The organism is Paenibacillus senegalensis JC66, from assembly GCF_000285515.1.
GTDB classification, from domain to species: domain Bacteria; phylum Bacillota; class Bacilli; order Paenibacillales; family NBRC-103111; genus Paenibacillus_L; species Paenibacillus_L senegalensis.
In genome coordinates, this window is the sequence record NZ_HE610957.1 from 594858 (window position 1) to 608228 (window position 13371).

A 13371-nucleotide genomic window follows, 5' to 3' on the forward strand; every position below is an offset into this window, starting at 1 on the left:
ATGCAGGATGTTTTATCCAGTATTGATTGCTTGGAAATACCCCGTTAAACATGTAGTTCACAAGATACCTTTAACGAGCCGGCTGCTGTAAAAGACGATATACCATTTCATAAGCATTCTGGAAAACGACTCCATCAGGGCTCACGCGGTCTTCGATCATTAGACCGAACAAATACGTGACGAGAAACGCAGAAGCAGCACGAACATCCAGCTCACCGGGTATGGCATGTGCCTGCTGGCCGATTCTTATCCACTCCTCGCAAATATCTTTCCATTTTTGATGAAAACGTCCTACTATCCCATTCACGGCTGGATTATTTTGCAGACTAACCAAATAAATGAGCACAGCAGGCGCCACCTTGCGTTCTCCTATCAAATGCTTAAAAAATCCTTCCATTATCGCCTTCAGCGGCTTCTCCAAATCCCCCAGCTCGGTTTGGCATACCGCTTCATAAAATTGCCGGTCAATTTGCGTCAATTTATGCTCCAAAATAAGACCAAACAACTCTTCCTTGCTCTGCACATAATGATAAATGCCGCCCATGGATACCCCTGACCGGCTTACCAGATCGCGAATCGTTGTCTGCTTGCAGCCATTTTCCTTGATCAGTTCCTCAGCAGTTTCCAGCAATTTATACAGGGTAGGACTAAAAGTTTTTTCGCTCATTTCAATCATCTCCCTAGCTCATCCGAACAGCGCTCGGCATGTAGGCCGTTCCATTCAAAGCTGAACGATGTTCGGTATATACGCCGCCGTTCGCACCAGAACAATGTTCGGTAATTACACGACAGAACAGCGTTCGGTATGTGAGCTAATCGTAACAGAACAACGTTCGGTTTGTCAATAACCGATAGGCCTGCTCGCCTAATCGCCGCTGGTCAAGCCTCTCGTAGCTTTCTTATGTTATTTGCAGCGACTTACACTTTTACCGGAGTTGGTCTGCCCGGCTTTCACGACAGCAGTGCTGGTATAAATAAAGAAAATTATTTACAAACCGACGGTCTGTATTTATAATTGAGTCAAGAACCAAAAAAATCTTAGTCAAGATCCGATGAGGAAATCATATAAGGCGGGGGATAAAATATGAAGCAGGAATTGCGGAGACAGCAAACTACGCAGCTGCTGTTAGATACTACGAAAGCACTAATTGCCGAGAAGGGCTGCGAATCGATTACGATGAAGGACATCATGGACCGTTCCGGTTTGTCCAAGGGGGCTATTTTTCACTATGTCAAAAGCAAGGATGAAATTTTCGCATGGGTGCTGCAGGACGGCTTGAACATTGTCAACCAGCATTTCTATGACCGGGTCAAGCAGAGTAAAAATTTTGAAGGCCCGCTCGAGGCTATTACAAGCGGATTCTCGGAGCTGGAAAATCCGGGGAATGTGATGAATCAAATTCTGGTCTATCTGCTCGGCAAAAGCGGCATACCGGAAATCGACGAGGTGCTTAAACAATTCTATGAACAGTCCGTCCGCCAATCCCGCGAGTGGATCGCTTCCGGTCAGCAGCATGGGGTCATTCCCCTGTCAGTGGATAAGGACAAGAGCGGAGAACTGTTTGTTCTGCTCGCACTTGGGCTGCGCATGCGTGCATTTCTGCCGGCGCATAACCCGTCCTTTCAAATGAATGACTATATTCAATTTTTAAAAGATACCCTGCAGCGTGACTAAAGGGGGTTCTCCAGCAATCTATAAGCAACCTCAACAAGGAAAGGACTGTTTTTCATGAATGGATTATTATGGCTTCATTTGTTTGGAGCGATTCTTTTTGTAGGCAACATCATTACGGCAGCTTTCTGGAAAGTGATGTCTGACCGTCAGCACAATCCTTCCATCATTCACAGCGCTGCCAAACATCTTATGCTGGCCGATTATGTATTCACGCTTCCCGGCTTGGCACTTCTGCTTATTTCTGGCGTGCTAATGGCCGTCAAAGGCGGCTATACGTTGTCCGGCATGAACTGGCTGACACTCTCCCTGCTGTTAATGGCGGTTACCGGGGCGATATGGCTCGGTTTTCTACTTCCTTTACAGCGCAAAATGATCCGTCTAAGCGCAGAGGGAATGCGCTCAGGCATCCTCCCGAAGGCTTACCATAAAGCATCTTCCCAGTGGGCAATTTATGGAACGGCCGCTACCTTGCTGCCCGTTGCTATTTTGTACCTGATGGTTTTTAAGAGCTTCTAAACGATAGGCGATTAGGCGAGGAAATATCCCTGCCTGACGGTCCATCCACGTACTTGCCTCAGGCAGTATTTCCTCTTTTCACAGCAAAGAAATAAAACATACCGCCGATCATCCAGAAAGGCTCCCAGAACACCAGTCTCCAAAATGTTGCTGAGGCCTCCAAGTCAAAATCCAAAATACCGAGGGCGCTTAAAGCGATCGTGATGAAGTTTAAAAACCCATATAGAAATATGCATATGCCAGCTGCTTTGGTTACGTAATAGAATGCCTTTGCAGCTATTGGTTTCTTCCATTTCACATACAATCCCAGCAGCAGCGGGATCCCGAGCAGCTTTACAAATCCTGTGAGCCATACGATTCTAACAAAGGATGGATCAGGATTTTGTGACATCTCATAAATAGAGCCTCCCAATGACTTAAGACCAAGCTGGCCGCCCATAGCCCAATAAAAGCTCATCCCTGAAAAAATAACCGTCCAAATTACACCCGTCACAACAGATCTATGATTTGCTTCCAGACGAACCACCCTTCCTTCATTTTCCCACATCTTCCACACCCCCAAATCTATCATGCTTCAAACTTTAATAAAACCTTAAAACAGCGATGACATTGAGCAAATAGTTCTCCCTTACTCTGAAAAAGATAACACATAACTGTAGGAGGGACGAACAATGAAGAAGATGATGAAAGCCATGCTTGCCGTAATGATTGCTTTCACTGCGTTTGCTTCAACAGGCGGCGCAGCACTTGCCGCCAATTCAGTACCAGCGGCTAAAAACGTAATTATTCTCATACCTGACGGGATGGGCGTTGATGGCACTACACTGGCCAGATGGTACAAAGGCGGCACCCCTTTGGCAATGGATGAAATGGCCAGCGGCATGGTGAAGACTCATTCCGCTGATGCGGCTATTGCAGATTCCGCTCCCGCCGGCACCGCATTTGCTACCGGACACAAGTCGCATACAGGCTATGTAGGCGTTCTGCCTGATGTTGCAGATATGCCGGGTGTTGATCCGATTCCTGCCGGTGAAGAGAGACGGCCTGTGGCCAATGTATTAGAAGCAGCCAAACTGGCCGGCAAGTCCACCGGTATAATCTCAACGTCCGAAGTTATGCACGCCACACCGGCTGCCTTCAGCGCGCATTATCCTGACCGCAGCAATTATGATGCACTCAGCAAGCAGCAGGTCTATAATGGCTTGGATGTCGTTCTCGGAGGAGGAAGCCGGTTTTTCGTACCGGATGGACGCAAAGACGGAAATGATCTGCTGGAAGTCATTAAGCAGTCCGGCTATGATTACGTAACAACAATCGATGAACTGAAAGCTTCTACCGCTGATAAATTGTGGGGGCTGTTTGCTCCCTCCGCTCTTGCCTACGACATGGATCGCGATCCCGCCAAGGAGCCCAGCCTTGCGGAAATGACCAGCAAAGCGATAGAAGTGCTTTCCCGGAACGAGGAAGGATTCTTCTTAATGGTAGAGGGAAGCAAAGTGGATTGGGCGGCTCATGCCAATGATCCGATCGGTATTATCAGTGACGTGCTTGCTTTTGATGAAGCGGTTAAAGTCGCACTGGATTTCGCCAAGAAGGATCAAAATACGATGGTGCTGGCCGCTACCGATCATGGCAATGGCGGCATTACGATCGGCAACGCCGAAACCTCGAGAACCTATGACAAGCTGCCGCTGTCCACATTTATCGCCCCTTTGCAAAAAGCTAAGCTAACCGGCGAAGGCCTGGAAAAGATGTTGAACGAAGATCGTTCCAACGTCAAAGAAGTGATGGAGCAGTACTACGGAATTTCTGATCTGACAGATGAAGAAGTAAAAGCTATTCAAGAAACAAAACCCGGCAGCATGAATTACACAGTCGGACCGATGATCAGTAAGCGCGCCATGATTGGCTGGACAACAGGCGGGCATACAGGTGGAGACGTAACTCTCTACTCTTACACTCCGGGTAACGGACGTTTGACTGGCGTTCTGGATAACACTGAACTGGCTGTGTATATGGCCGAAGCGCTGGGTGTAGACTTGAACGCTACCACAGAGCGGCTGTTTGTACCTGCTAGAGAGGCGTTCACAGCCAAAGGTGCGGAAGTAGAATGGGACATCACTGATCCGAAAAACCCTGTAGTCATCGTAACCAAAGGCTCGGACACATTAAGACTCCCTATTTATACGAATATTGCCGAGTTCAATGGAACGATGATTCCTTTGGAAGGCGTCACTGTCTTTAACGGCGAAAAAACGTTCGTGCCTCAGCAAGCCATTGACCTGATCCCGTAAAAAAGCTCACTTTGAGGTTCGGAATTATGGTCTAATTAGCTGGAAAAGGCCAGCACCGGTTGCATCGCACGCATCGCAAGCACCGCGCGCACTTTCCCAGCGTGCGGTGCTTTGCTGCATCAAACGACGTTCAAACACAAGCAGTCCGCTTCCTGAGAAAGCGCCTCAAGATATAGAACCGATAAAGCCGCTCATCCTTACAACTCGGGAGTAAATAGAAACAGCCCCATAAAAGGCACGGTAATTGTCCTTTTATGGGGCTGTTCTTAGTGAGACGTTCCTTTGTAGGCCGGGCGTATTTCTATAGGCCAGGTGCCCTTTTGCAGACGCTCCTTTATGGGCGGCCTTTCGCAGGTGTTCCTTTTACGTGTGTCTTTTGCGGGTGTGCTTTACGGGTTCCACTATTTGTAAGGATATCGCTTTATTCGGAAAACAAGGTATAATCCCAGACTGTCACCGGAACCACGTAGTTCTTTTAGCAGCAATAAAACTCTGGTCCCCGTTCATGCCTCTTCTGCTACCTTCTTGGCCAGCGGTAATGCGGTACATGCTGAAGCATGGTTAGAAATAGCACTGCCCATTGCTCTAACGATAGGACTGCGATTATTTGCATTCGTTCGATTCCTGCCGTCCTGAAAGCTGTTTTTAATTGTGCTGGCGTAAAAATTCCCCGCAAGGCATCGGCTGCCGTCAACTGCGGCTGTCTCAAGGCGTAAGCAGCAAACGCGGCGAATCTTTTGCTTTCCCTGAAAGGAACCAGCGGCTGGCTTCTTCGGCTAATGCGTATCATGGCCGCATCTACCCGTGGCGGCGGCGAAAAATGGTGCTTCGGCACCGCAGTTCCCATCTCAAATTCAAAATGCATTCTCCAGGCCAGTAAACGAGGATCAAGGGCAGCCGGTTGCGTAAATCTTTTAGCGGCTCCTTGTTCCAGGATGAACGCTCCGCGTTGAAATGCCTTGCCCTCAGGCCCAAGCAGCTTTTCCAGTATCGCAGTGGTGATCGAAAAAGGGATATTAGCAACGACACAAAACGGATTAGCTGGCAGCTTCATTGCTCTAAAATCACAGTGAAGCACCTTAATATGGGGAGAATCTTGGGCTTTGGCCTTTAACATTTGCACGAAATCAGCATCAATTTCTACCGCAATAACCTTTCTTGCTTTCAGCGACAGAGGAAAAGTAATTCCCCCTTTCCCCGCACCAATGTCAACAACTGTATCGCCTGACTGCACTTGTGCTGAATCTATTAACTGCCTGATGGTCCCCGGATGATGCAGCAGATGCTGGGCTGTAAAATTTGGACCTGACCGGTGCTTTTTTATTTTCCTGTGTTTCTTGTTTTGTCTGCGCATAGATTCATTTCCTCCTATTCCTCGATCCTTTTGACACGCAAAAAAAAGACAGGCTTATGCCTGCGGCGGATCAAAGAATAGAAAAGAAAAGTGCACATTTTAGCAGCCCGTTGTCCGTTATGAATCCAAGACAGCAGGATTTTTAGGGTTTTCAAAAAATATCCATAAAGCCAGACGAGAAAAAGAGTGCTCGTAAAAGAACACAAAAAAAGAGACAGACACGCTGTCCCGACTTCGCCATCTATGCTTAAGAGATGTCCTAAAATGGGCAGACTGATTCCGTTTTTGCTCCGCACGCAAGACAGAGCCTTTGTTCACTATTGAATTAGTGGGACAAAGTTACAAAACGCAATCTTCCTGAAATTATTGCCATACCCATAGCTTAGGACAACCCTCCATTCCTTGAGATACCTCGTATCTTATCATATCTTGATGCTGCATACAACCATTTTCAGCTAGCATGATGATTATTCGCTGCATCCATCAACCTTCCGCTCTTAGCACGATGCAGCTGCCTTGTCGAACAGTTGGGATGCAGTTATTAGAAAGGCCAAGTATCGAACATAGTCGAGGTTGGAAGGCAAGGTGAGCAAAGAAAACGGGTTTTGAAATTGAGCACGACAAATGGAAAAAAGAACATCTACAGCGAAGATTTGTACGATCCAAACACAATAACCCCGCCTCCTTTCAAAATTAGAATGGAGACGGGGCATGCTTTGCCGTATGATCTTTTTTGTAGTCACATTTTTCATAAAAAGCATGAATCTTGCAATAGTGGGATAATTTCATTAATCCCGTGTCTTATAGCCAGCCAAGATTATTGAATTAGCTCCATCCAGATTCCTTTTAGCTCTTCCTCGTCAATGTCGCCGCCTCTGGTGTTCATAATATACTCGTAATTAACACCTTTCTCTTTATCCTCTTGAATCCATACAAGTTGAAGACTTGAACTATCCGAAAACCTGGTAAGAATCGCTTCCTGTCCATTTTCCTCCAGCTTCGTTTTGGTCATTTGGATCGTATCATCCCAATAGGCCGCTCCAGAGTGCTCGCCCAGGTTTACCACTTGCAGGGAAATTTGATTGTCACCCTTTTTGTACAGGCTGTATGTCTTCCAGAACTCATCCGTGACATCAACTGGCTTAATCGCATATTCTTCTCCGGCCTGCTCCGCCTGCTCCTTCAGATCTTGTACGATAGCAAGCTTCTCCTCCTCAGATAGCTGATTCACATCGAGGACGGGCTCAAATTGAATAGAACCATGCTCGAACACATATCCGCTATCCAGAGCGCTCGGGATGTTGAGATCCACATCACCCAGCCTGGCATTGAATGAAGCAAAATCTACAAATTGCTCTGGGTTAAAGCGCTGATGCAACTTATTGTCAGGGTTATTCTTCAGGACATAGAGAATACCGACTTCTCCATCACTGAGTTCTTTATCCAAAATCTCATTACTTTGGTGTAAATGAGGATAATCAATCCTAGAGGTATCGACTAACGGAGCCTGTGACCCCAATTTTTCTTCGTACACAACCTCTCCCTTACTATCCTTTAAGGTAAGGAACTGTGAAGCTCCGAACGCTGAGGATACAGCCACCAGCATTCCTGCAGCGACCAATAATTTAACTCTATGTTTCATGTAAAATCTTCCCTTCTCCATTTGTTTTGTTGAGAGCCTCCTAATGACCGTAGCGGAGAGATCAACCTCAGGTGGCTGTCCTCTTCGAATAAGCTCTCTTAGATCCTGATCTTCCTGCCCCATTGTCATTAAGGCTCTCTCCTTTCTCTTCAGCAAAGTATTTCCGAAATTTAGCCGTTGTTCTCTCGTACTTTTTGCGCAGACTTGCTGTCTTCTGATGAAGGATGTCGGCAATGTCATCGTAGCTCTTATCCTCCACACATCGTAAAATCAAAAGATTTCGTTCTTCAGCAGATAACCTTGACATTGCTTTCTGTACATCTTCATTGAAATATGTGGCTTCAATCTCAAGATCAACATGTCTGTTATCCTTGTCCCTCTGATAGAAAAAGGGGAGGTATCGGGTCAGCTTTCGTCTACGGAGAATATCAACGCATTGATGATAAGCGATCTTGTAGAGCCAGGCTTCCAAAGACTTATTCGGATCATAGCTTGTCAGATTGTGGAACAGCTTAAGGAAAACCTCTTGTGCGCAATCCTCTGCCTCACTTGTACTAGACAGCATATGATAACAGTAATAATATATGGGCTTTTGGTATGCCTGGACAATGCGGCTGAATGATTCGATATCTCCTCCCAATACGTCGGTAATGATTTGACGTAGTTCAGAGTCAGTCAACTGTATTCCCTCCTTTACTGTTTACTACGAAGCGGCCTAGCTGGAATGTGACACAAGAACAAATTTTATTAATAAATACAGAGATCTCGTCAAATAATACACAATAAAACACCGCTGAACTAAAGTTCAGCGGGAACACAAAACTGGGTGACATGACATTATTCTAACTACATTATATCATTTTAACTACTACTTCTTTCTGTCATTATTTGTGGTATGTTTTACCTCACTATAGGTTACAATGGCGAACCGCCTGCACCAAACGCATCTGTTAAATGCTAATGGGAATTAATTCCTATTTAAGTACTGCTTTCATATGCGTGGCCAGTTCGTGTGATCATAAGGGAGCGTGCAACACGGTATTACCAAACCGCCCTGGCAGATCGTTCATTAGATCCACACTTTTTGAAGATGGCTCGACTTCATGTAACACGAACGTTCTAAGTTTATTGTAATGCAACTTTAAGCTACTACAGTTCCCGATTCCCGGAATACGCGCCGGTTGCTATTTTAAAATTGAACACTGGGAGGATTTACAATGAAAACAGTGATGTCTTCTTCAGTTCTGGCACAACTCCGGCATGAAACTGGCCAAGGTTGGCGGGGTTCGCGGGCTTGCTTCCTGCAGTTTGTACGAAATGTCGTACAAATTCAGGGGTTGAAGGGCGATTACGGGTGATTTGTATGAAACGTCGTACAAATTCAGGGGATTGAAGTGCAATTACCCAAGATTTGTATGACAAATCGTACAAAGGAAAGGAATTGAAGGGAGATTACCCAATATTTGTGTGGCAAATCGTACAAATGCAGGGCTTTAAGCTAATAAGGAGCTGCAGCCAGTGTTTCAGACGAAATTTCGTAGCAAGTTATGTGATTGAGGTACAATTACCCGAGATTGCTCATCATGCGGGGAGTTTACGCGGGGGGTTATTTTTAACAAAAAGAGCACCCAAGATGGGTGCCTCAGATTATCGAGAACGTCCTACCTCATTTCCCAGCTATCCTTTGTCAGGTTTGCTTCTCAGCACTTGGTCCCCGTCTGCGGCGGCGGCCGCTGGGCCCTCCGCTGCGCTTGCGAGCGTCGCCCTTGGGCGGGACACTGCCGGCTCTGTCTGTCTCAACTGTCACGGGAGCCTGGTTCATAACCCGGAATATCCGGCAAATTATAGGGTGCTAGTTCTTTCCAGTATTCGGATAGTGAACTATTACTCTTCTCCCGTCGCGATCGGATTGCCTTGATAGCTGATCCAGTCGCTCCAGCTCCCGGAATAAAGCTTCACGTTCTTATAGCCGGCTTCTTTTAATGCCAGCACATTCGGGCAGGCAGAAATACCGGAGCCGCAGTAAACGATAAGCTCCTGATCAAGCGGAAGGTCAGCAAACCTCTGCTTTTGCGCATCCGCTGCCTTCCATCTTCCCTGCTCATCCCGGCCATCCTTCCAGAAATAATGCTTCGCTCCGGGAATATGCCCGGCGACAGGATCAAAAGGAGCTTCCTCCCCCAAATACTGGGCCAGATCTCTAGAATCAATCAGTGTAACCCGGTCTTGATCCAGTGCTGCCTTAACCTCCTCCTGATCAGCAAGCCAATCCTCTTGCGGTTCAGGAACGAAAACAGCCGGCTCTGGCTCTGTCAACTCTGTAGACAATGGGCGCCCTTCCCGCTCCCAAGCTTTAAATCCCCCGTCCAGCACATAAACTTTTTCATGTCCTAAATAGCTCAAAATCCACCACAGCCGGGCGGAAGCCGGATCTCCTTCATCATCATAGACAACAACCAGTCGATCGCGAGAAACCCCTAACTGGCCTAATGTATCAGCCAGTTGTTTAATCGATGGGAGCGGACTGCGTCCCCCATGCTTTTGCGCAGGTGCGGTCAAGTCTTTCTTGAAATCTACAAAAACCGCGCCAGGAAGATGACCTTGTTCATAGGATGTGCGTCCATAGTCCGGTTTACCGGGAGCGAAGCGAACATCCAGCACAGTTAGCCCGCCTTTTTCCAACCGGGCTTCCACCCAGTCCCCGTTTACGATAGCACTTGCTTTGGCACTCAACTTGGTTCCCTCCTTTTCATTCATGGAGATGGCCGGTCCAAATGCCGGCTTATTTTTAAACTCACCATAGACAGCATAAGAATCTAAATGATATATTCTAAATCTTCCTGCGTCTTAATGTCATAGATCGCCGCGTAAATATCATTCTGAACCTTTAACAGCTCCAGATCGTCCCGTTTGCGCGGGTGTTTCTGCGGGATGTGGAAGATCTGATTGATTTTCCCAGGCCGGGCTGAAAGCAAGACAACCCGGGTGCCCAGAAACACCGCCTCGGACACGTCATGGGTGACAAAGACTACCGTTTTCTTTTCCTTTTTCCAGATCTCCAGCAAATCATCCTGCAGCTGCAGCCGCGTCAAATGGTCGACAGCACCGAACGGCTCATCCATCAATAGGACCTCCGGCTCGTTCGCCAGCGCTCTGGCAATGCCGGCCCGCTGCCGCATACCTCCGGATAATTGATGCGGATATTTTTGCTCGAAACCGCTTAAGCCTACCATTTTCAGATAACTTTGCACCCGCTCGCGCCGTTCTTTTTTATCCGCTCCCCGCATTTCCAGGCCCAGTTCCACGTTGCGCGAAACCGTTCTCCAAGGATATAGGGACGGGTCCTGAAAAACAACTCCAAGCCGCTTATCCGTTCCCTTCATCACTTCCCCGGCGAACCTCACCTCCCCGCTGCTTGGTCTTTGCAGTCCGGCGAGAATTTCCAGAAGCGTGCTTTTTCCGCAGCCGCTCGGTCCGAGTAGGCAGACAAATTCGCCATCTTGAATCGTGAGGTTAATATGCTGCAGCGTCTCTACGGGAGTATGACCTTCATAAATTTTACCGACATCTTTCACTTCAAAGCCTGCCATAGGTGAAATCCCTCCTTACGGGCACACTTCCTTACGGATTTCCTTGAGGAATGAAGCGCAAATCCACGATTTGCTCCACATCATAGATTTCTTCCTGGAAGCCCAGGTCCAATTGAATTTGCTGCGTTTCCACCAAATGGTCAAAATTAACATCGGGATTATTTTCCCACAGCACCATTTCGCGTTCTAACGCTTGATCGAGAATTTCCGGTTCAATCGTTGTATTAGTAAGATAATATTCTTTGAATTCATCCAGGTTGTCCTTAGCATATTGCTGTGATTTAAAATATGCACAGAGCAGTTTCTCCAGGAGCTCCGGTTTTTCGTTTATAAAATCCTGATTTGCAGCCAGCACACCCGTGTGAAAATTCGGCAGGTAGTCCCAACCGGTAGCCAGCAGCTTGCCTTTTCCTGTGCTTTCCGCCAAAGATGCGAACGGTTCATGGATGATCGTCGCAGACACTTGGTTTGCTTCCAGGCTGGCAAAGGCTGCTTCATGACTGCCATTCGCTACAAAATTCACATCATCACCAGTCAGTCCGTGAGCTTGCAAAATCGTTTGCGTATACACATCAAGTCCGCTGCCGAAAACTCCGGAACCGACGTTTTTCCCTTTCAGATCCTCAATCGATTCAATGTCATTGTTAGCAATCAGATAGAAGGGGCCCTTCGTCCGGAACATCGAGGATACAATTTTGATTGGGGCGCCTTTCCCTGCGGATACAATGGCGGCAGTCGTGTTGACATCGACCACATCCACCTCTTTGCTAACCAGCCCGGCTATCGGGTCTTTAAGGGTAACGAACTCGACATCGAGACCTTCTTCCTCGAAAAAGCCCTTCTCCGCACCAAAGTGAACGGCCAGACCGCTTACTCCGGTAAAGGCAGCGTAGGTTACTTTTTCCAGCGCTGCAGCTGGCGGCTCACTGTTTGCTGTCCCGTTGGCGGGACCAGTCGCTCCGTTATTGGGAGCATCGTTTCCTGCGCAGCCTGCAATTAACAGGGAGATTATGAGGAAATATAGAGCTGACGTTATAGTTTTGTTTGGTTTCATGGGGGGTCACCTCAAAGTTTTGGATAAACATGAAGAAATAGTAATGTTGGACAAAACTTTCTTCGAAAGCATAGGCTTAGTTTTGGATAAACATGAAGAAATAGTAATGTTGGACAAAACTTTCTTCGAAAGCATAGGCTTAGTTTTGGATAAACATGAAGAAATAGTAATGTTGAACAAAACTCTCTTCGGAAGCATAGGCTTAGTTTTGGATAAACATGAAGAAATAGTAATGTTGGGCAAAACTTTCTTCGGGAGCATAGGCTTAGTTTTGGATCAGCCGCTTTTCCACTTTAAAAAAACCTTTTTCTCCAGCAGATCAATACAGGTGAGAAGAAGCACGGAAACTCCTGTTACGATTGTGATCAGAGCAAATGCTTGAGCCGTATCATACAGCGAAGTCGCCTTGACCAGCAAATTACCGAGACCGTCCTTGGAGCCAAGCATTTCTCCGAATAAAGCTCCTACCAGTCCGGTCGCTGCGGAAACCCGCAAACCAGCGAAGATAGCGGGAACCGCCGAAGGCAAAATCACTTTCGTTACGGTCTGCATAGGGGTCGCCTCGAACACACGAGCTACCTTCAAGTGATTCTCTGCCGCTTGCTTGACGCCGGTAATTGTATTAAACGCGATTGTAAAGTAACAGAACAGAAACACTATGGCGATTTTATGAGGCATCCCGATTCCAAGCCACAGCATCATCAGCGGGATGATCGTGACCTTCGGTACAGCCATTAATGCGCCGAGATAGGGGCGGAAAAAAGCTTCAGCTCCTTTAACCAGCACAAGCACCAAGCCGGTGGCAATCCCCAGCACAGCCGCAAGACTATATCCGGCAAAAAAATTCCGCCAAGGTTACGTAAAGCGCACTATAAAAAGCAGACTGGGTAGACAGCTCGGCAATTTTACTCAGTACATCCGTGGGGGCGGACAAATACAAGCTGTTTACGATCCCCTGACGAACAACAAATTCGCAAATCCCTAGAAATACGATCAGCAATCCGAGCTGTCCGGCCAACCGTTTGCGTTTAACAGTGCGAGCTGTCGATTGGTCGTTTGATCTTTTGCGCTCCGCCTTTGCCTTTGCTTCTCCAGTCGCATTGTCTTGCAAGGAAGGAGCTGCCGACCGCGGAGCCCCGGAAGATTCCGCATGAGGCGCTGATTTGGGCACCGTCGACGGTTGCGATGAACCGAGCTTGCGATCCATATCTGATCACCACCTTTTTTATCCCTTGATCAAACTTGC

General features: G+C 47.3%; 13 protein-coding genes. 3 read left to right on the top strand and 10 right to left on the bottom strand.

Annotated features, from left to right (window positions below):
- Positions 1–70: 70 nt before the first annotated feature.
- Positions 71–667, bottom strand: a complete 597-nt coding sequence (locus tag PSHG_RS26470) for a TetR/AcrR family transcriptional regulator (protein ID WP_010269159.1) — start codon at positions 665–667, stop codon at positions 71–73.
- A 417-nt stretch (positions 668–1084) separates the two neighbouring features.
- On the opposite strand from PSHG_RS26470, the gene PSHG_RS02880 reads away from it, so the two are divergent.
- The gene (locus tag PSHG_RS02880; protein ID WP_010269162.1) at positions 1085–1675 is read left to right on the top strand and encodes a TetR/AcrR family transcriptional regulator; all 591 of its coding nucleotides are present in this window, start codon (positions 1085–1087) and stop codon (positions 1673–1675) included.
- A 54-nt stretch (positions 1676–1729) separates the two neighbouring features.
- Positions 1730–2191 (top strand): DUF2269 family protein, encoded by a 462-nt coding sequence (locus PSHG_RS02885; protein ID WP_010269165.1) that lies wholly within the window; start codon positions 1730–1732, stop codon positions 2189–2191.
- 58 nt (positions 2192–2249) lie between these two features.
- On the opposite strand, the gene PSHG_RS02890 is transcribed toward PSHG_RS02885, so the two are convergent.
- Entirely contained in the window at positions 2250–2738 is a 489-nt protein-coding gene (locus PSHG_RS02890) for a DUF3995 domain-containing protein (protein ID WP_010269168.1), read from the bottom strand.
- A gap of 124 nt (positions 2739–2862) precedes the next feature.
- Between PSHG_RS02890 and PSHG_RS02895 the strand changes: the two genes are divergently transcribed.
- Entirely contained in the window at positions 2863–4485 is a 1623-nt protein-coding gene (locus PSHG_RS02895; protein ID WP_010269171.1) for an alkaline phosphatase, read from the top strand.
- Positions 4486–5002: 517 nt separating this feature from the next.
- Here PSHG_RS02895 and erm read toward each other — a convergent pair.
- The 8 genes from erm to PSHG_RS31375 form a co-directional block, all read right to left on the bottom strand.
- The gene (erm, locus tag PSHG_RS02900; protein WP_010269175.1) at positions 5003–5839 is read right to left on the bottom strand and encodes a 23S ribosomal RNA methyltransferase Erm; all 837 of its coding nucleotides are present in this window, start codon (positions 5837–5839) and stop codon (positions 5003–5005) included.
- Between the two features lie 817 nt (positions 5840–6656).
- Complete coding sequence (locus PSHG_RS02905; RefSeq protein ID WP_148497618.1) at positions 6657–7481, bottom strand: hypothetical protein; 825 nt, start codon at positions 7479–7481, stop codon at positions 6657–6659.
- 67 nt (positions 7482–7548) lie between these two features.
- Complete coding sequence (locus PSHG_RS02910; RefSeq protein ID WP_010269179.1) at positions 7549–8160, bottom strand: RNA polymerase sigma factor; 612 nt, start codon at positions 8158–8160, stop codon at positions 7549–7551.
- 1205 nt (positions 8161–9365) lie between these two features.
- A complete protein-coding gene (locus PSHG_RS02920) occupies positions 9366–10214 on the bottom strand; it encodes a sulfurtransferase (RefSeq protein ID WP_010269181.1) in 849 nt (282 codons plus the stop codon).
- 83 nt (positions 10215–10297) lie between these two features.
- Positions 10298–11071, bottom strand: coding sequence for an ABC transporter ATP-binding protein (locus PSHG_RS02925; RefSeq protein WP_010269184.1), 774 nt, complete (start codon positions 11069–11071; stop codon positions 10298–10300).
- A gap of 31 nt (positions 11072–11102) precedes the next feature.
- Complete coding sequence (locus tag PSHG_RS02930; RefSeq protein WP_010269187.1) at positions 11103–12125, bottom strand: ABC transporter substrate-binding protein; 1023 nt, start codon at positions 12123–12125, stop codon at positions 11103–11105.
- A 276-nt stretch (positions 12126–12401) separates the two neighbouring features.
- A complete protein-coding gene (locus PSHG_RS31370; protein WP_010269190.1) occupies positions 12402–12941 on the bottom strand; it encodes an ABC transporter permease in 540 nt (179 codons plus the stop codon).
- Between the two features lie 10 nt (positions 12942–12951).
- Positions 12952–13332 carry a hypothetical protein gene (locus PSHG_RS31375; protein WP_010269194.1) on the bottom strand — a complete coding sequence of 127 codons (381 nt, stop codon included), beginning with the start codon at positions 13330–13332 and terminating at the stop codon, positions 12952–12954.
- Positions 13333–13371: the final 39 nt, after the last annotated feature.

Excerpts from the sequence above, each read along its gene's own strand:
- PSHG_RS26470 (WP_010269159.1), bottom strand. The coding sequence starts at position 667 with ATGAGCGAAAAAACTTTTAGTCCTACCCTGTATAAATTGCTGGAAACT.
- PSHG_RS02880 (WP_010269162.1), top strand. The coding sequence starts at position 1,085 with ATGAAGCAGGAATTGCGGAGACAGCAAACTACGCAGCTGCTGTTAGAT.
- PSHG_RS02885 (WP_010269165.1), top strand. The coding sequence starts at position 1,730 with ATGAATGGATTATTATGGCTTCATTTGTTTGGAGCGATTCTTTTTGTA.
- PSHG_RS02890 (WP_010269168.1), bottom strand. The coding sequence starts at position 2,738 with ATGTGGGAAAATGAAGGAAGGGTGGTTCGTCTGGAAGCAAATCATAGA.
- PSHG_RS02895 (WP_010269171.1), top strand. The coding sequence starts at position 2,863 with ATGAAGAAGATGATGAAAGCCATGCTTGCCGTAATGATTGCTTTCACT.
- erm (WP_010269175.1), bottom strand. The coding sequence starts at position 5,839 with ATGCGCAGACAAAACAAGAAACACAGGAAAATAAAAAAGCACCGGTCA.
- PSHG_RS02905 (WP_148497618.1), bottom strand. The coding sequence starts at position 7,481 with ATGAAACATAGAGTTAAATTATTGGTCGCTGCAGGAATGCTGGTGGCT.
- PSHG_RS02925 (WP_010269184.1), bottom strand. The coding sequence starts at position 11,071 with ATGGCAGGCTTTGAAGTGAAAGATGTCGGTAAAATTTATGAAGGTCAT.
- PSHG_RS02930 (WP_010269187.1), bottom strand. The coding sequence starts at position 12,125 with ATGAAACCAAACAAAACTATAACGTCAGCTCTATATTTCCTCATAATC.
- PSHG_RS31375 (WP_010269194.1), bottom strand. The coding sequence starts at position 13,332 with ATGGATCGCAAGCTCGGTTCATCGCAACCGTCGACGGTGCCCAAATCA.